Source organism: Rhizobium sp. O111, assembly GCF_055616315.1.
In genome coordinates, this window is sequence record NZ_JBSHXL010000001.1 from 2388261 (window position 1) to 2405681 (window position 17421).

17 protein-coding genes and 1 pseudogene are annotated in these 17421 nt (G+C 63.8%); 13 read left to right on the forward strand and 5 right to left on the reverse strand.

Translation table 11 applies throughout. The annotated features are described in order from the left end of the window. Positions 1 to 46: 46 nt before the first annotated feature. Positions 47 to 1540: a glycerol kinase GlpK gene (gene glpK, locus ACVTFQ_RS12145; RefSeq protein WP_111562944.1), complete on the reverse strand. Its 1494-nt coding sequence runs from the start codon at positions 1538 to 1540 to the stop codon at positions 47 to 49. A 393-nt stretch (positions 1541 to 1933) separates the two neighbouring features. On the opposite strand from glpK, the gene ACVTFQ_RS12150 reads away from it, so the two are divergent. The 4 genes from ACVTFQ_RS12150 to xdhC all read left to right on the forward strand — a co-directional run bounded on the left by ACVTFQ_RS12150 (position 1934) and on the right by xdhC (position 7876). Continuing rightward, positions 1934 to 2710 carry a 3-hydroxybutyrate dehydrogenase gene (locus tag ACVTFQ_RS12150; protein ID WP_111562945.1) on the forward strand — a complete coding sequence of 259 codons (777 nt, stop codon included), beginning with the start codon at positions 1934 to 1936 and terminating at the stop codon, positions 2708 to 2710. Between the two features lie 33 nt (positions 2711 to 2743). Next, positions 2744 to 4210 carry a xanthine dehydrogenase small subunit gene (xdhA, locus tag ACVTFQ_RS12155; RefSeq protein ID WP_111562946.1) on the forward strand — a complete coding sequence of 489 codons (1467 nt, stop codon included), beginning with the start codon at positions 2744 to 2746 and terminating at the stop codon, positions 4208 to 4210. A gap of 199 nt (positions 4211 to 4409) precedes the next feature. Further along, positions 4410 to 6749, forward strand: a complete 2340-nt coding sequence (xdhB, locus tag ACVTFQ_RS12160; RefSeq protein ID WP_111562948.1) for a xanthine dehydrogenase molybdopterin binding subunit — start codon at positions 4410 to 4412, stop codon at positions 6747 to 6749. A gap of 308 nt (positions 6750 to 7057) precedes the next feature. Next, positions 7058 to 7876, forward strand: a complete 819-nt coding sequence (xdhC, locus tag ACVTFQ_RS12165) for a xanthine dehydrogenase accessory protein XdhC (RefSeq protein WP_111562950.1) — start codon at positions 7058 to 7060, stop codon at positions 7874 to 7876. Here the strand turns inward: xdhC and ACVTFQ_RS12170 are convergent. Then, entirely contained in the window at positions 7849 to 8064 is a 216-nt protein-coding gene (locus ACVTFQ_RS12170) for a hypothetical protein (RefSeq protein WP_313760258.1), read from the reverse strand. The two genes, xdhC and ACVTFQ_RS12170, sit on opposite strands and share 28 nt — an antisense overlap. A gap of 101 nt (positions 8065 to 8165) precedes the next feature. Here ACVTFQ_RS12170 and ACVTFQ_RS12175 point away from each other — a divergent pair, with 101 nt between their 5' ends. Next, a complete protein-coding gene (locus tag ACVTFQ_RS12175; protein ID WP_111562951.1) occupies positions 8166 to 9071 on the forward strand; it encodes a LysR substrate-binding domain-containing protein in 906 nt (301 codons plus the stop codon). Here ACVTFQ_RS12175 and ACVTFQ_RS12180 read toward each other — a convergent pair. Further along, positions 9065 to 9427, reverse strand: coding sequence for a hypothetical protein (locus ACVTFQ_RS12180; protein WP_112437112.1), 363 nt, complete (start codon positions 9425 to 9427; stop codon positions 9065 to 9067). The two genes, ACVTFQ_RS12175 and ACVTFQ_RS12180, sit on opposite strands and share 7 nt — an antisense overlap. 213 nt (positions 9428 to 9640) lie before the next feature. On the opposite strand from ACVTFQ_RS12180, the gene ACVTFQ_RS12185 reads away from it, so the two are divergent. The 5 genes from ACVTFQ_RS12185 to guaD all read left to right on the forward strand — a co-directional run bounded on the left by ACVTFQ_RS12185 (position 9641) and on the right by guaD (position 13343). Then, positions 9641 to 9895 carry a hypothetical protein gene (locus ACVTFQ_RS12185; protein ID WP_111562952.1) on the forward strand — a complete coding sequence of 85 codons (255 nt, stop codon included), beginning with the start codon at positions 9641 to 9643 and terminating at the stop codon, positions 9893 to 9895. Beyond that, positions 9895 to 10080: a hypothetical protein gene (locus ACVTFQ_RS12190; RefSeq protein WP_313760257.1), complete on the forward strand. Its 186-nt coding sequence runs from the start codon at positions 9895 to 9897 to the stop codon at positions 10078 to 10080. The genes ACVTFQ_RS12185 and ACVTFQ_RS12190 overlap by 1 nt, the downstream gene beginning before the upstream one ends. Positions 10081 to 10277: 197 nt before the next feature. Next, entirely contained in the window at positions 10278 to 11522 is a 1245-nt protein-coding gene (puuD, locus tag ACVTFQ_RS12195; protein WP_111562953.1) for a urate hydroxylase PuuD, read from the forward strand. Beyond that, a complete protein-coding gene (locus ACVTFQ_RS12200) occupies positions 11519 to 11992 on the forward strand; it encodes a hypothetical protein (protein ID WP_111562954.1) in 474 nt (157 codons plus the stop codon). The genes puuD and ACVTFQ_RS12200 overlap by 4 nt, the downstream gene beginning before the upstream one ends. Before the next feature lie 43 nt (positions 11993 to 12035). Then, positions 12036 to 13343, forward strand: coding sequence for a guanine deaminase (gene guaD / locus ACVTFQ_RS12205; RefSeq protein ID WP_111562955.1), 1308 nt, complete (start codon positions 12036 to 12038; stop codon positions 13341 to 13343). Here the strand turns inward: guaD and ACVTFQ_RS12210 are convergent. Together ACVTFQ_RS12210 and ACVTFQ_RS12215 are read right to left on the reverse strand one after the other, a co-directional pair. Next, positions 13340 to 13936, reverse strand: a complete 597-nt coding sequence (locus ACVTFQ_RS12210) for a dihydrofolate reductase family protein (RefSeq protein ID WP_112437107.1) — start codon at positions 13934 to 13936, stop codon at positions 13340 to 13342. The two genes, guaD and ACVTFQ_RS12210, sit on opposite strands and share 4 nt — an antisense overlap. A 95-nt stretch (positions 13937 to 14031) precedes the next feature. Next, positions 14032 to 14868 carry a LysR family transcriptional regulator gene (locus ACVTFQ_RS12215; protein ID WP_111562957.1) on the reverse strand — a complete coding sequence of 279 codons (837 nt, stop codon included), beginning with the start codon at positions 14866 to 14868 and terminating at the stop codon, positions 14032 to 14034. A gap of 98 nt (positions 14869 to 14966) precedes the next feature. Here ACVTFQ_RS12215 and ACVTFQ_RS12220 point away from each other — a divergent pair, with 98 nt between their 5' ends. From ACVTFQ_RS12220 to ACVTFQ_RS12230, 3 genes and pseudogenes are all read left to right on the forward strand, one after another. Continuing rightward, a complete protein-coding gene (locus ACVTFQ_RS12220; protein WP_111562958.1) occupies positions 14967 to 15935 on the forward strand; it encodes a quinone oxidoreductase family protein in 969 nt (322 codons plus the stop codon). 93 nt (positions 15936 to 16028) lie between these two features. Continuing rightward, positions 16029 to 17171 (forward strand): alpha-hydroxy acid oxidase, encoded by a 1143-nt coding sequence (locus ACVTFQ_RS12225; protein WP_111562959.1) that lies wholly within the window; start codon positions 16029 to 16031, stop codon positions 17169 to 17171. A gap of 43 nt (positions 17172 to 17214) precedes the next feature. Beyond that, positions 17215 to 17420: pseudogene (locus tag ACVTFQ_RS12230) on the forward strand (type II toxin-antitoxin system HicA family toxin). Position 17421: the final 1 nt, after the last annotated feature.

Here is a 17421-nt window from a genome sequence, read left to right on the forward strand (position 1 = left end):
TAGAACGATCGGCGAAGGCGTCAAAGACACCGCCAGCGCGTCCGCGTCACCCCTCGCTCAGCGTCCGCTTCACCGCACTGCGCCAGCCCTTGAGCTTGGCCGCCCGGGTCTTCTCGTCCATATCGGGCTCGAAGCGGTTGTTGCGCTTCCAGTTCCTGGCGAACGCCGCCTTGTCGGGCCACACACCCGCGCGGCTGCCGGCGAGCCAGGCGGCGCCCAGGGCCGTGGTCTCGAGGATGACGGGACGGTCGACCGGCGCGTCGAGAATGTCGGCCAGCCGCTGCATCGTCCAGTCGGAAGCCACCATGCCGCCGTCGACGCGCAGCACGGTCTCGTCGACGCCGCCCTTCCAGTCCTTGTGCATGGCGTCGAGCAGGTCGCGCGACTGGTAGCAGACGGCTTCGAGTGCCGCGCGCGCGAACTCCTTCGGCCCACTGTTGCGCGTCAGGCCGAAGATCGCGCCGCGGGCGTTCGCGTCCCAGTGTGGCGCGCCGAGCCCGGTGAAGGCAGGCACCAGATAGACCTCCTGCGAGGGATCGGCGGCATCGGCCAGTTCGCCGGTCTTAGACGCGCTGTCGATGATCCCGAGCCCGTCGCGCAGCCATTGCACGGCGGCTCCCGCGATGAAGATCGAACCCTCAAGCGCATAGGTCGTCTCGCCGTCCAGCCGGTAGGCGATGGTCGTCAAGAGCCGGTTTTTCGAGCGCACCATGTCGGCGCCGGTGTTGAGCACGGCGAAGCAGCCTGTGCCATATGTGGATTTCATCATGCCCGGCTCGAAGCAGGCCTGCCCGATCGTCGCCGCATGCTGGTCGCCGGCCACACCTAAAATCGGGATCGCGGCGCCGAAGATGTGAGGCTCGGTAACGCCGAAATCGGCCGCGCAATCCTTGACCTCGGGCAGCATGGCCGAGGGAACGCGCAGGATCTCCAGGAGGTCCTTGTCCCATTCGTTGCTGGCGATGTTGTACATCAGCGTCCGCGAGGCGTTGGTGGCGTCGGTGACGAAGCTCTTGCCGCCGGTGAGCCGCCAGATCAGAAACGTGTCGATCGTGCCGAAGCAGAGCTCGCCCTTGGCCGCCCGCGCCCTCGCCCCCTTTACATTGGCCAGCATCCAGGAAAGCTTGGTGCCGGAGAAATAGGGGTCGAGCAGCAGGCCGGTCTTCCTGGTGAAGGTCTTTTCCAGATCCTGCTTCTTCAGCTTGTCGCAATAGCTCGCGGTCCGGCGGTCCTGCCAGACGATGGCGTTATGAATAGGCTTGCCGCTCTCGCGCTCCCAGACCACGACGGTCTCGCGCTGATTGGTGATCCCCAGTGCTGCGATGTCCTTGGCGCTGATCTTCGCCTCGCGGATCGCCATCTTGATGGTCGAGACGACGCTGTCCCAGATCTCCTCCGGATCATGCTCGACCCAGCCGGATTGCGGATAGATCTGCTTGAATTCCTTCTGGCCCGCGCCGGCGATCTTCATCTCGCCATCGAACACGATCGCCCGCGTCGACGTCGTCCCCTGGTCGATCGCCAGTACATACCCCGCCATTGTCATCCTCCCATGAACTGCTTCGGATTGAATGAATAATGCAGGCAAACGAATGTGAAAAGAAATTAAAGTGAAATTTGTTGGGCCGTTGGTTTTGAGCGTTGCGGCCTTGAGGATCCCATCACCGTTGCATTCCTGGCGGCGTGCTTAGATCCTCGGGACGAGCCCGAGGATGACGTTGCGGGCGGGAATTCGCTTAGTGTTCAATCGGTTACAAAAATCTCGGCGTCATCCTCGGCCTCGTGCCGAGGATCTAAGCACGTCCCATCCGCACTACGGGAATGGCTCTCCCGACACCGATGCCTCCCCACAACACCGTCCCCCAATTGCCAGCCCAACCGATTCCGGACTACGCTCCACACAACCGCGTCGCAGGACAAATCGGAGAACCTCATGGCCAGAACAGTCGTCGTCACCGGATCCACCAGCGGCATCGGCCTGGCGATCGCCACCGCATTCGCCGGCAAGGGTGACAACATCGTCCTCAATGGCTTCGGAAAGCCCGAGGAAATCAAGGGCATAACCGAACGGCTTGAATCACTCTCGAAGGCAGGCGTCATCCATCACCCTGCTGATATGACCAAGCCGGAGGAGATCGCCGACCTCATCGCCACCGCCGCCAAGACCTTCGGCGGCGTCGATGTGCTCGTCAACAATGCCGGCATTCAGCATGTCGAGAAGATCGAGGATTTCCCGATCGACAAGTGGGACCAGATCATCGCGATCAATCTCTCCAGCGCGTTTCACACGATGCGCGCGACGATCCCGCTGATGAAGGAGAAGAAGCACGGGCGCATCATCAATATCGCCTCGGCGCATGCGCTCGTCGCCTCGCCGTTCAAATCCGCCTATGTCGCGGCAAAGCATGGTATACTCGGCCTGACGAAGACGGCCGCACTCGAGCTTGCCGAAACGGGCGTGACCGTCAACGCCATTTGCCCGGGATACGTGCTGACCCCGCTGGTGGAAAAGCAGATCCCGGATACCGCCAAGGCGCGCGGGATGACCGAGGAACAGGTCAAGACCGAGGTGATCCTGAAGGCGCAGCCGACGCATGAATTCGTCAAGGCCGAGGAGATCGGCGCCTTAGCGCTTTATCTCGCCAGCGACGAGGCCCGCCAGGTGACGGGCACCCACATCTCGATTGACGGGGGCTGGACGGCGGCATAACCATCTAAAATAAAGAGAAAAATCGGGAACGACATGAACGACAGCATCCGCTTTATCCTGAATGGGGAAGACGTCACGCTGAGAGACGTCAAGCCTACCGAGACGCTGCTCGATTTCCTGCGGCTGAAGCGCCGGCTGACGGGCACGAAGGAAGGATGCGCGGAGGGCGACTGCGGCGCCTGCACGGTTCTGGTCGGCCGGCTGATCGACGGCAAGTTGCACTATGAATCCGTCAATGCCTGCATCCGCTTCATCGGCTCGCTGAACGCCACCCATGTCGTCACCGTCGAGCATCTGGCCGCCAAGGACGGCACGCTGCATCCGGTGCAGCAGGCGATGGTCGACTGTCACGGCTCGCAATGCGGCTTCTGCACCCCTGGGTTCGTCATGTCGATGTATGGATTGTGGCTCGCAAACAGCAATCCCGATCGTGGCGAGATCGAAAAGGCGCTGCAGGGCAATCTCTGTCGCTGCACCGGCTACGAGCCGATCGTCAAGGCCGCCGAACAGGTGGCGAGGACACGCCCCAGCGCGTTGTTCGACCCACTGGAGCGCACGCGCTCCGACATCGTCGCAAGATTGTGGGCGATGCAGGGATCGGGCACAATCTCGATCACCTCGGGCGAGGACCGCCTGCTGGTGCCCGGCTCGCTGGAAGCGCTGGCGCGCATTCTGGCCGACGAGCCGAAGGCAACCATCGTCGCCGGCTCGACCGATGTCGGGCTGTGGGTGACCAAGCAGATGCGGGCGCTGAACCCCGTGGTCTTCATCAACCATCTCCAGGAATTGCAGACGATCACCTCAGGCGAAGGCGGCATCACCATCGGCGCCGGCGTGACCTACACCCGCGCCTTCGAGACGATCGCGAGCAAGGTCCCGACGCTTGGCCGGCTGATCACCCGCATCGGTGGCGAGCAGGTGCGCAACATGGGTACGATCGGCGGCAACATCGCCAACGGCTCGCCGATCGGCGACAGCCCGCCGCCGCTGATCGCGCTCGGCGCCACCGTCAAGCTGCGCTCGACGGAGGGCACGCGCATGCTGCGGCTGGAGGATTATTTCATCGACTACGGCAAGCAGGATCGCCGCCCGGGCGAGTTCGTCGAGAGCCTCTTCGTGCCCTACCCGGCCGAAGACACGCATTTTGCCGTCTACAAGATCACCAAGCGCCGTGACGAGGACATCACCGCCGTGCTCGGCGCCTTCTATCTGACGCTCGACGAGCAAGGCGACGTCAACGATGTGAGGATAGCCTTCGGCGGCATGGCCGGCACCCCGAAACGCGCCCGCGCCGTCGAAAACGAACTGATCGGCCGGCCGTGGAGCGAAGAGACGATCGAGGCGGTGCGAGACGCCTTCGACGCCGACTTCCAGCCGCTTTCGGATTGGCGGGCGACGGCTGCGTATCGGCAGCTGACGGCGAAGAATTTGCTGACGCGGTTTTATCTGGAGACGACGGGTGCGCCGGCTGAGTTGCGGCGGTTCGAGGAGGTGGCGTGATGATTGCTGATACGCAGCGTTGTGCCGTGTGGCCCCCTCATCCGACCCTTCGGGCCACCTTCTCCCCTATGGGGCGAAGGGAAGATGGAGCGAGCGGCCCGCCCCCGGTCGGTGGCCCGAAGGGTCGGATGAGGGGGCCACACGGCACGCCCTCAATAACCCCCCACCCCCAAACCCTCACCACAGGAGGCAACCCCTGATGGACAAGTCTGCCTTCCCCGACCCCACCTTCATCATCTCCGGCCCGATGCACGCCTCGCGCCGCCATGACAGCGCCCACAAGCACGTCACCGGCACGGCCGATTACATCGACGACCTTCCGGAGCCCGCAGGCCTGCTCCACGGCGCGCTCGGCCTGTCGGACCGGGCGCATGCCGAGATCGTCAGCATGGACCTCTCCGAGGTCGCCGCCACCCCCGGTGTCGTCTGGGTCTTCACCGGCAAGGACGTGCCCGGGATCAACGACGTCAGCTCCAATGGCAGCCACGACGAGCCGCTGCTGGCCGAAACCAAGGTCGAATTCCACCAGCAGCCGATCTTTGCCGTGATCGCCGAGACCCGCGACATCGCGCGCCGCGCCGCCCGCAAGGCGAAGATCGAATATCGCGACCTCGCCCACTGGAGCGACATCGACGGCGCGCTTGAAAACGGCGGCGCGCTGGTCACCAGTCCGATGACGCTGAGCCGCGGCGAGGCGAAGAGCGAGATGGCAAACGCCGCCCGCCGGCTGAAGGGCCAGATGCGGATCGGCGGCCAGGAGCACTTCTATCTCGAAGGCCAGATCGCCATGGCCATTCCCGGCGAGGACGACGAAGTCGCCGTCTGGTCCTCGACGCAGCATCCGAGCGAGATCCAGCACATCGTCGGCCATGTGCTCAACATCCCCTCAAACGCCGTGACGGTGAACGTGCGCCGCATGGGCGGCGGCTTCGGCGGCAAGGAAACGCAGGGCAACCAGTTCGCGGCACTCGCAGCCATTGCCGCCAAGAAGCTGAAACGATCAATCAAGTTCCGCCCCGACCGCGACGAGGACATGGCGGCCACCGGCAAGCGTCACGACTTCATGGTCGATTACGAACTCGGCTTCGACGAGGAAGGCCGCATCCACGCGGTCGACGCCACCTATGCCGCCCGCTGCGGCTTCTCGTCTGACCTCTCAGGCCCCGTCACCGACCGCGCGCTGTTTCATGCCGACAGTAGCTATTTCTATCCGCATGTGCACCTGACCTCAAAGCCGCTCAAGACCCACACCGTCTCCAACACCGCCTTTCGCGGCTTCGGCGGGCCGCAGGGCATGCTGGGGGCCGAGCGTTTCATCGAGGAAATCGCCTATGCCGTCGGCAAGGACCCGCTGGATATCAGAAAGCTGAATTTCTACGGCCAGCCCGGCTCCGGCCGCACGCTGACGCCCTATCACCAGGAGGTCGAGGACAGCATCCTCGAGCGGATCGTCGGCGAGCTCGAGGAGAGCGCCGACTACCAGGCGCGGCGCCGAGAGATCATCGAATTCAACCGCGACAGCCGCTACATCAAAAAGGGCCTCGCGCTGACGCCGGTGAAGTTCGGCATCTCCTTCACGCTCACCGCCTTCAACCAGGCCGGCGCGCTCGTCCATGTCTACCAGGACGGCTCGATCCACCTGAACCACGGCGGCACCGAGATGGGCCAGGGCCTTTATACCAAGGTGGCTCAGGTTCTGGCCGACAGCTTCCAGATCGATATCGAGCATGTGAAGATCACCGCGACGACCACCGGCAAGGTGCCCAACACCTCCGCCACGGCGGCCTCCTCCGGCACAGATCTCAACGGCATGGCCGCCTATGACGCCGCCCGCCAGATCAAGGAACGCCTCGTCGCCTTCGCCGCCGAGAAATGGGACGTCCCGGTCTCCGAGATCGCCTTCCTGCCCAACCGGGTGCGCGTCGGCAACCAGGAAATCCCCTTCCCCGACTTCATCCGCCAAGCCTATTTCGCCCGCGTGCAGCTATCGGCCGCCGGCTTCTACAAGACCCCTAAGATCCACTGGGACCGCGCCGCCGGAAAGGGCACGCCCTTCTATTATTATTCCTACGGCGCCTCCTGCACCGAAGTCTCGATCGACACGCTGACCGGCGAATATCTGATCGACCGCACCGATATCCTCCACGATGTCGGCCGCTCGCTGAACCCTGCGATCGACATCGGCCAGGTCGAGGGCGCCTTCGTGCAGGGCATGGGTTGGCTGACGACGGAAGAACTCTGGTGGGACGCCAAGGGCCGCCTGCGCACCCACGCCCCCTCCACCTACAAGATCCCGCTCGCCTCCGACCGCCCGAAGATCTTCAACGTCAAGCTGGCCGAATGGTCCGAAAACGCCGAACAGACGATCGGCCGCTCCAAGGCCGTCGGCGAACCACCGTTCATGCTGGCGATCTCCGTGCTGGAGGCACTGTCGATGGCGGTGGCGAGCGTGGCGGATTACAAGGTCTGCCCGAGGCTCGACGCGCCGGCGACGCCGGAGCGGGTGCTGATGGCGGTCGAGCGGATGAAGGCGGTATGACTGGGAATAAGGGGTTTGGTGGGTTTGCTGGGCTCGCAGGATTTGCTGGCCTTGCGGGTGTGGCACACCCCCCTCTGCCCTGCCGGGCATCTCCCCCACAAGGGGGGAGATCGGCAAGTGGCGAGGCTTTCGCAAAAATTGAGCGTGAAACGAGCGGCCGCCCCCAGCCAATCTCCCCACCTGTGGGGGAGATGCCCGGCAGGGCAGAGGGGGGTATCACACCCACAAACCTCACCTTCATAAACTCCGCCCATAAAGGCCCCACCGCGAACAACCCCATCCCCACACCCCCCCCCGGTCATCCCACAATGACCACCCTCCCCCAATTCATCGCCACCCACCCCGACGCCATCCTGATCGACATCACCGGCACCCAAGGCTCCACCCCCCGCGAAACCGGCACCTTCATGCTGGTTGCAATCGACACCATCTGGGGCACCATCGGCGGCGGGCAGTTCGAGTTCATGGCGATCGCCAACGCCCGCAAGCTTCTGCAGGGCGCCGACGGCCGCAACGTGATGGATATCCCCCTCGGCCCCGAAATCGGCCAATGCTGCGGCGGGCGCACGCAGTTGCGGTTTCGTCGTGTGACAGAGGACGTGGTCCGCGAGCTGGAGGAGCGGCGCAGCGACGAGGCGGAGCGGCGGCCGGAGGTTTGGCTGTTCGGCGCCGGCCATGTCGGCCGCGCGCTCGCGATAGCGCTTTCGCCGCTGCCGCTCGACGTCACCGTGATCGAAACCCGTGAGGACGAACTCGCGCATCTGCCGGAGGGTATCAACGCCCGGCTCGTCGCCATGCCCGAAGCGCTGGTGCAGGAGATGCGCGCGGGCGCCGTCATCGTTATCCTCACGCATGACCACGCCCTCGACTTCCTGATCGCCCGCGAGGCGCTCGCCCGCACCGATCTTGCCTATACCGGCATGATCGGTTCGGCCACCAAGCGCGCCACCTTCTCAAGCTGGCTGCAGCGCGAGGCGGGTGGCGAGAGGGCGTGGATGGAGCGGCTGACGCTGCCGATCGGCGGCCAACAGGTGCGCGACAAGCGGCCGGAAGTGATCGCCGCCATGACCGCGGCCGAAATCCTGACCGCGCTCGCCGCCTACCGTGTCCGCGCATCCTCGATATAGGGATCGCGCCCGTCCATGAATCCGAGGTCGCGCTTGACGCGATCCGGCATACCCTCGAGATCCAGCCGGTCCGGCCGCGCCAGACGCACGGCAAGCCCCCGCAACAGATGCGCCAGCCACTCGAAAGCCCTGATATGGGTCGGTTCGGCCACGCGTTGGGCCATATGTTCGTTGGTTACGCAAGCCATGACATCACCTCGATAATCTGATCTGATGACTTGCAGATTGCGCCGGTTAGTGCTGCAATTCCAATCGAACAACCGTCTGCATGCATAAAGAGAACTTATCCATGAAGCTGTCCAAGCAGGTTCCGCTGAATGCGCTGCGCGTCTTCGAGGCCGTGGCAAGGCTGGGCAGCTTCACCAAGGCCGGCGACGAGCTCGGCATGACGCAGACGGCCGTCAGCTACCAGGTAAAACTGCTGGAGGAGAATATCGGCGAGCCGCTGTTTTTGCGCCGGCCGCGCCAGATCAGCCTGACCGACACCGGCGAACTGCTGCTCCCGAAAGTGTCCGACGCCTTCGTGCTTCTGAACGAGGCGATGGCCGAGGCGCGCGGCGAGATCGAATCGACGCTGCTGATCAACACGATCGCCACCTTCGCCTCGCACTGGCTGGCGCGTCGCCTCGGAACCTTCCAGCTCCGGCATCCGGCGATCGCGGTGCGGCTATCGACGTCGGAAGCGCTGATCGACTTCACCCGCGAATCCGTCGACGTCGCCATCCGCTCGGGCGACGGCAACTGGCGCGGGCTGATCGCCGACAAGCTGCTCGATGTCGACTTCACCCCGATGCTGAGCCCGAAACTGGCGGAAAGCATCGGCGGCATCCACAAGCCCGAGGATCTGATGAAGCTGCCGATCATCGGCGCCACCGATCCCTGGTGGCAGATCTGGTTTAAGGCAGCAGGCCTGACCGATCTCGGCCTGGAATCGCGCCCGCGCAGCCAGTATGGCTCGCAGACCTTCGAGGCGAGTGCCGCCATGGCCGGCCAGGGCGTCGCCATCCTGACGCCCGCCTTCTACGGCGACGAACTTACCCAGGGCCGCCTCTACCAGCCCTTCGAGATGACCTGCAGCGACGATCGCGGCTACTGGCTGGTCTACGCCGAAAACCGCCGCAACGTCCCGAAGATCAAGGCCTTCCGCAGCTGGATCCTCGAAGAGATCGCTCGCGACAAAGAGAGCGCTCAGTAGCCCATTTCAGGCGCATAGAAGCAGCGCGGCGTATCCTCGTTGGGAAACAGGCAGAGATGGTAGTCGCCATCGCCCGATTTCATCGCCCGGCCCATCGGCAGCAGAAAGACGTGGGCGTGGGTGACGAGCCGGTGATCCCCTGGCAGAAGCGTCACCCGATAGCCGTTCGGCGTGATCGCGACGCTCTTCGGCGGGATCATCTGGCAATCGCCCGTCTCGTTGTCGCCGTTGCAACAATAGGGCTCGTAAGCCCAACCGGACGGGGCGTCATGGGCCTGGGCGCCACTGGTCTGGACGCCGGGGATTTGGACACAGGACGAAAAGGCAATCATCACAACCACAAGAATACTGCGCATCAGCATCTTCTCCGTCGATGAATGCGCCGCCACGCCGATGCGGTTTCCCCTCGTCTCGGCGGCCTTGAGTAAAACTGTAATGAAGTCTTGGCATTTCAATGGCGGCGGCTTGATCGGCTTTGCTTCACCGTGGGCATTCAAATGCAGTGGCGTGAAATATTTGCGCGCGGAGCCGGGATTATGTAAATTTGCGTAATGTTGGGAGCGTCCGATATGCAGAGCATTCGCCCGATCAACCTGCAGAAAAATCTCGGCGACGTCTTGAGTCCAGCCGATGTGGAAGCGGTGCCGAACGAGGCACCCCAATCCCGCCCCGCGCTTCATCGCCGGACGGCCGACCCGCTGGGCTACGACACCCGAGATCCTAGTTATATCAATCAGGTGGCGAGCGACGCGCTCAGTGGAAAGCATCCCGAAGAGATCGCGCGAGAGATAGACAGCGCAATGCGCCGTTGGGGCCTGCGCTGATGGACGATGAGATCGCGCCCAGGATCGCCCATGGCAAAGCGTGGCCCGTGGAACTGGCCCGTCCCAACGCGAAGACCATCGCCGCGATGGAGGAGGCCCGAGCTATCAAGGCCGGTCACGGCAAGGTCTTCGACACCGCCGATGAACTGCTTCAATCGCTCGAGCGGGACAAGGTTGCCAAATAAGGATACGCGGGAGCGCCGCAGCGTTCCGTTGGCAGCGTAGAGGGACACACGGCGGGAGCTATGGGCACCCTAATTCCCGCTCTACGTCCGAAAGCCGTGATTTCCGCGCCCACAACGTGGCGGTGTTGCCCTAATCCCCCTTTTCTCCCGCCCAAACATTCTGCACACTGCTGAATCGGAGAGAATAGGGGAACTGAATGTATGAATACGCCATAGCGTGGGAATGGCTGGCCTTTGCGGCTCGCTGGTTCCACGTCATCACCGCCGTTGCCTGGATCGGCTCGTCCTTTTATTTCATCGCGCTCGATCTCGGTCTGGTGAAGCGTCCGCATCTGCCCGTCGGCGCCTATGGCGAGGAGTGGCAGGTGCATGGCGGCGGATTCTATCACATCCAGAAATATCTGGTGGCGCCGGCGCAGATGCCCGAGCACCTGACCTGGTTCAAATACGAGAGCTATTTCACCTGGCTGTCCGGCTTCCTGATGCTCTGTATCGTCTATTACGGCGGCGCCGATCTGTTCCTGATCGATCGCCACGTGCTCGATGTCAGCGCCCCGGTCGCGATCGCCATCTCGCTCGCCTCGCTCGCCGTCGGCTGGATCGTCTATGATCTGCTCTGCAAGTCGCCGATCGGCCGGAACACCTGGGGCCTGATGGTGGTGCTCTATGCCGTGCTCGTCTTCATGGCCTGGGGCTACACGCAGCTCTTCACCGGCCGCGCCGCCTTCCTGCATCTCGGCGCCTTCACCGCGACGATCATGTCGGCCAACGTCTTCATGATCATCATCCCCAACCAGAAGATCGTCGTCGCCGATCTCATCGCCGGCCGCACGCCGGATGCGAAGTACGGGGCGATCGCCAAGCAGCGCTCGCTGCACAACAACTACCTGACGCTTCCCGTCATCTTCTTCATGCTGTCGAACCACTATCCGCTGGCCTTCGGCACGGCCTATAACTGGGTGATCGCCGCCCTGGTCTTCCTGATGGGCGTCACCATTCGCCACTGGTTCAACACCACGCATGCCCGCAAGGGCCGCCCGACCTGGACGTGGCTGGCGACGGTGATCCTGTTCATCCTGATCATGTGGCTCTCGACAGTGCCGAAAGTGCTGACGGGCGAGAAGGACGCGGCCGCCGAAACCGTCGCCCCCGCCTTCCAGCAATTCGCCGGCGATCCGCACTTCCCGGCCGTCAAGCAGCTCGTCGGCACACGCTGTTCCATGTGCCATGCCGCAGAGCCGGTCTATGAGGGCCTGGCGCGGCCGCCGAAAAACGTGATCCTCGAAAACGACGCCGAGATCGCGGCACACGCCCGCGAGATCTACATCCAGGCCGGCCGCAGCCACGCCATGCCGCCGGGGAACGTCACCGACATCACGCCGGACGAGCGCAAGCTGCTCGTCGCCTGGTTCGAAAGTGCTGTCGAGGGCAAACGCGAATGATCAAAGGCCTCCGCCCCCTGCTTCTGGCCAATCTTATCGCCCTCTCGGGGCAGGCATGGACGGAAGCGCGGGCCGAGGAGGCCATTGCAAAACAGGAAGACGTGAAGACCACGGGAACCGTCCCCGCTGATATCACCGCCCCCAAGGAAATATGGGGCGAGGTCAATGTGCTGGGCACCGGCCCCTTCTGGGCGCTCAGCATCCGCGAGGGTCAGATCACCTTCAGCCGGGCTGGCAAGAACGACGTCATCACCATAAACCCCGGCCCGATGGCGATGACTGAAGACAGCGCGACATGGACCATCACCCACCCGCCGCAGCGCTACACGCTGACAGTCACCAAAGAGACCTGCGTCGACGGCGCATCCGCGAAGCGTTACGATCTCGCGGCAAAGCTGGTATTTCAGGACAGGACATTATACGGCTGCGCCGCATCCGTGGCGGCCCTCCCCGCCAAGCCGGCGCCCTGAGCCCACTCCGACGACGACACGCAATCGATAAAGGCGAACGCCCATGACCCAAACCCTTCTCCGCGGCCGCCTGCTCTCCTTCGTCAGGGCACCCCAGAGCCTGACTGACAGCGAAAGCTATCGCTACGAGACCGATGGCGGCCTGTTGATGGATAATGGCGTCATCGTCGAAAGCGGCCCCTATGCCGAGGTCAAGGCGAAGGCCGCAGCCGACGCGCTGGAGATCGACCACCGCCCGCATCTCATCATACCGGGGTTCATCGACATGCACCTGCACTTCCCGCAGATGCAGGTGATCGCCTCCTACGCCGCCAATCTTCTCGAATGGCTGAACACCTACACCTTCCCCGAGGAATGCCGCTTCGTCGAAAGCGCGCACGCTCAGCGTATCGCCACGCATTTCTACGACGAACTGATCCGCCACGGCACAACGACCGCGGTCGCCTATTGCTCCGTCCACAAGACCTCCGCCGACGCCTTCTTCGCGGAAGCCATGAAGCGCAACATGCGCATGGTCGGCGGCAAGGTGATGATGGATCGCAACGCGCCGCAGGGCCTGCTCGACACGCCTCAGATGGGCTATGACGAGACCCGAGAGATCATCGCGGAATGGCACGGCAAGGGCCGCAACCACGTCGCCATCACCCCGCGCTTCGCCATCACCTCGACGCCCGCCCAGATGGAAGCGACGCAGGCGCTCGCCCGCGAGTTCCCCGACCTCCACATCCAGACGCATCTCTCCGAGAACCACGACGAGATCAAGTTCACCTGCGAGCTCTATCCCGACGCGATCGACTACACCGATATCTACGCCCGCTACGGCCTGCTCGGCGACAAGACGCTGTTCGGCCACTGCATCCACCTGTCGGAGCGCGAGGCGGACGCCATGAGCGAGGCCGGCGCTATCGCCGTCCACTGCCCGACCTCCAACCTCTTCCTCGGCTCCGGCCTTTTCCCGCTGAAGGCGCTGATGCGCCGCGACAAGCCGGTCAGGATCGGCGTCGCCACCGATATCGGCGGCGGCTCGAGCTATTCCATGCTGCGCACCATGGACGAGGCCTACAAGATCCAGCAGCTGCTCGGCGAACGCCTGAACCCGCTGGAAAGCTACTACCTGATGACGCTTGGCAATGCCCGATCCCTCTCTCTCGCCGACCGCATCGGCACGCTCGACAAGGGCACCGATGCCGACGTGGTGGTGCTCGATGCCGCCGCGACACCGGCCATGGCGCTGAAGATGGAAGTGGTGAAAACGCTGCCGGAAGAACTCTTCCTGCTGCAGACCATGGGCGACGACCGCGCCATCGTCGAGACCTATGTCGCGGGTGTGGCGGCGAAGGCGGCTCTCTAACCCCGCCGATAGACCTGCGCGATGGCGCCCTTGGGAAACACCCGCGTGCTCAGCAGTTGCAACTGCCTCGGCTGCGCCAGATCGGAGAAGATCGGCTGGCCGCGACCGAGCGCCAGCGGATAGACCATCAGCATATATTGATCGACCAGATCATGGGCGATGAGGCTGCGGGCGAAGGCGGCGCCGCCATGGGCGATGATCGGCTTGCCGTCTTCGGCCTTCAGCCTGGCGATTTCCTCGGCGAGATCGCCGCTCGCCACATAGGCTTTGCTCCAGCTATCAGCGCCGGGTTGCGGCTCGCCTGATGGCGCCGCGTCGATCGCCTTCGGCAGGATCGACGTGCCCTTCTTCGAAAAGACCGCCTTGGGAATCTGATTCATCGCCGGTGCGAAGACGTTGGTCGATGTCGGCCAGAAGCGCGCCATTCCCTCGAATGTGCGGCTGCCCATGATGTGCAGGCCAGCATTCCAGGCGTTCTCGACCTTCCAGGCGATCGCTTCCTCGTCGCCGGTGAAAATCCACTCGGTCTCACCCTCGGGGCCGCTGACAAACCCATCGAGCGTCATCGCCATGGCCAGGATCAACTCTCGCATCGCTTCCTCCTCTTGTGTTCTCCCCAAGGACGCGGTGGCCCGACATATTCCGACAATCTGCCGAACCAAAATGCATCGTCAACCAACGATCACCGTCAACGCTCGCGCAGCGCATCCATAACCGCCCGCACCAGCGGCACATCCTTGATGTCGCTATGGACGACAAGCCACAGATCCCGCGTGATATCGGCGCCATCAAGATCAAGCCGCGCTAGCCCTTGGCCCTCCACGATGAAATCGGGTAGCAGCGCCACGCCGCCGCCGGCCTTGACCGCAGCCACTTGAAACTCCAGCGTCGAGGCCCGGATCGCGATCGGCCGACCGGCGGCGATCTCGGCCAGCCGTTCCTCCTGCGGCGACGACGCCATCCCCTCGTCATAGCCGATGAACGTCCAGTCGCGCTCGTCGACCGTCTCAGCATAGCCTGATGCCGCGTAGGCATGGAAACCCACCTCGCCGATCTTCGAGACAGTCAGGTCGCCACTCTCAGGCCGATTGAGCCGCACGGCGATATCGGCCTCCCGCCGCCCGAGCGAGGCATAGCGCGTCTCGCCGATGAGCGTGACGCGGATGCCGGGATGGCGCGCCCTCAGCCGCACCAGCGGCGGCGCCAGAACCGCGCCCGCATAGGCCGGCGGCGCGCTGATGCGGACCTCGCCGATGTGCGTCTGATCGGCGCCGATACCGCCGCGCGCGATGGTCACGGCATCGGCGCTCATGCGCTCGGCGATCGCGGCAACACGCACCCCCTCCGCCGTTAGCAGAATGCGTCGCCCGCGCCGGTCAACCAGCTTGGCACCGATCGCGCGCTCCAGATGCGCCACCCGCCGCGATACCGTCGCATGCTCGACCCCAAGCGCTCGCGCGGCCCCCGATAAGGTTCCAAGTTGCGACAGCGCCAGCAGATGGCGCAGATCTTCCCAATCCAGCATTGATCATTTTTTCCCAAGCAATGTGAGATCATAGGGAATTTTCAATCACGCAGCCATCCCCCATCTTCAGCGCCAGACACACACAGGAGATCGGACAAATGGATATCGCAATCACCCTCGCCACCCCGGGCGGCATCGACCAGCTGAAGATCACCCCGCAAGAACCGCAGGCGCCGGGACCGAGCGAAATCCGCATCCGCCACGACGCCACCGGCGTCAACTTCCTGGACATCTACCACCGCAAGGGCCTCTATCCGCTCCCCGCCTACCCCGCCGTCATCGGCGCCGAAGGTGCTGGCGTGGTCGAGGCCGTCGGCTCCGAGGTGAAGACGGTCTCTCCCGGCGACCGCGTCGTCTATATGGGCGCGCCCGTCGGCGCCTATGCCTCGACGCGTCTGCTGCCGGCCCACCGCGCCATCCGCCTGCCCGATGATGTCGGCTCGAAACAGGCCGCCGCCATGATGCTCAAGGGCATGACGGCCTATATGCTGCTCCACCGCATCCACACGGTGACGCCTGAAAGCACCATCCTGGTGCATGCCGCCGCCGGCGGTCTCGGCACGCTTCTGGTGCGCTGGGCCAAGCACCTCGGCGCCACCGTCATCGGCACGGTCAGCAGCGCGGAGAAGGCGGCACTGGCTCGCGAGAACGGCGCCGACCATCTGGTGATCGGCCGCGATGCCGATCTGGTCGCAGACGTCATGGCGCTGACATCAGGGCGCGGCGTCGATGTCGGCTATGACGGCATCGGCGGCGCGATGCTGGCGAAGACCATCCAGTGCATCCGCCCCTTTGGCATGGCCGCGAGCTTCGGCCAGGCGGCGGGGCCGATACCGCCGGTGGCGATCGAGGCGCTGCGCCCGAACAAGTCTTTGTCGCACCCGAGCATCATGGCGGCGAGCACCGATCCGGCCTTCTATCTGGAGGCGGCGACGGCGGCGATCGAGGCTATCCGGCTCGGCATTCTCACGCTTCCCACCCGCGAATTCGCCCTCTCCGATGCCGCCGCGGCCCACACTGAACTGGAGGCCGGACGGAGCAGCGGCAGCCTGTTGCTGATCCCGTAAACGCGCTTCCGACAGAGCGAGAAAGATACCGTTTCGGATGTAAATTATATGTGATATGGCCGGTTGCATTATTCAGATGTGAAAGTCTTATCCATGACCAAACCTCTCACCATTGCCGATCTGAAATCCCTCGCCCAGCGCCGTGTCCCCAAGATGTTCTTCGACTACGCCGATTCCGGCGCATGGACGGAACAGACCTACCGCGCCAACGAGAGCGATTTCGCCAAGATCGGCCTGCGTCAGCGCGTGCTCGTCGACATGACGAACCGCACGCTGGAGACGACGATGGTGGGCCAGAAGGTGTCGATGCCCGTCGCTCTCGCCCCGACGGGCATGACCGGCATGCAGCACGCCGATGGTGAGATGCTGGCGGCGCAGGCGGCCGAAGAGGCGGGCGTTCCCTTCACGCTGTCGACCATGAGCATCTGCTCGATCGAGGATGTCGCCTCGGTGACGACCAAGCCTTTCTGGTTCCAGCTCTACGTCATGAAGGACAAGGACTTCGTGTTGAACCTGATCAACCGCGCCAAGGCCGCCAAGTGCTCCGCGCTGGTCTTGACCGCCGATCTTCAGATCCTCGGCCAGCGCCACAAGGACCTGCGCAACGGCCTCTCGGCGCCGCCGAAGTTCACGCCCAAACACATCTGGCAGATGGCGACGCGGCCCTTCTGGTGCCTGGACATGCTGCAGACCAAGCGCCGCTCCTTCGGCAACATTGTTGGCCACGCCAAGAACGTCTCCGACCTATCCTCGCTCTCCTCCTGGACGGCAGAGCAGTTCGACCCGCAGCTCTCCTGGGCCGATGTCGCCTGGATCAAGGAGCAGTGGGGCGGCCCGCTGATCATCAAGGGCATCTGCGATGTCGAGGATGCGAAGGCGGCAGCAGACACCGGCGCCGACGCCATCATCGTCTCCAACCACGGCGGCCGCCAACTCGACGGCGCCCCCTCCTCGATCAGCATGCTGCCAGGAATTGTCGACGCCGTCGGCGACAGGATCGAAGTGCATCTCGACGGCGGCATCCGCTCCGGCCAGGACGTGCTGAAGGCCGTGGCGCTCGGCGCCAAAGGCACCTACATCGGCCGCCCCTTCCTCTACGGCCTCGGCGCCATGGGCAAGGAAGGTGTCACGCTGGCGCTCAGCATCCTGCGCAAGGAGATGGACGTGACCATGGCGCTTTGCGGCAAGCGTGACATCAAGGATGTGAATTCCTCGATCATCGCGGGACGGCAGTAGGCGCGGTTTGAATTATACACATCATTGTGTATAATTCAGCCCGATGAAGAGCGCCGACGTCATTGCCCTGCTGCTGAAAGCCGGCTGGTTCGAGGTCGGCCGCAAAGGCCAGCAATCGCCAGTTTTAGTCATGCCCAGTTCAAGCACGCGGACAAGCTAGGCCGCGTGACGGTGCCGCATCCCAAACGGGACACTCCGATCGGGACGCTGCGCAGCATTGAAAAGCAGTCGGGCCTGAAGTTGAGGTGAT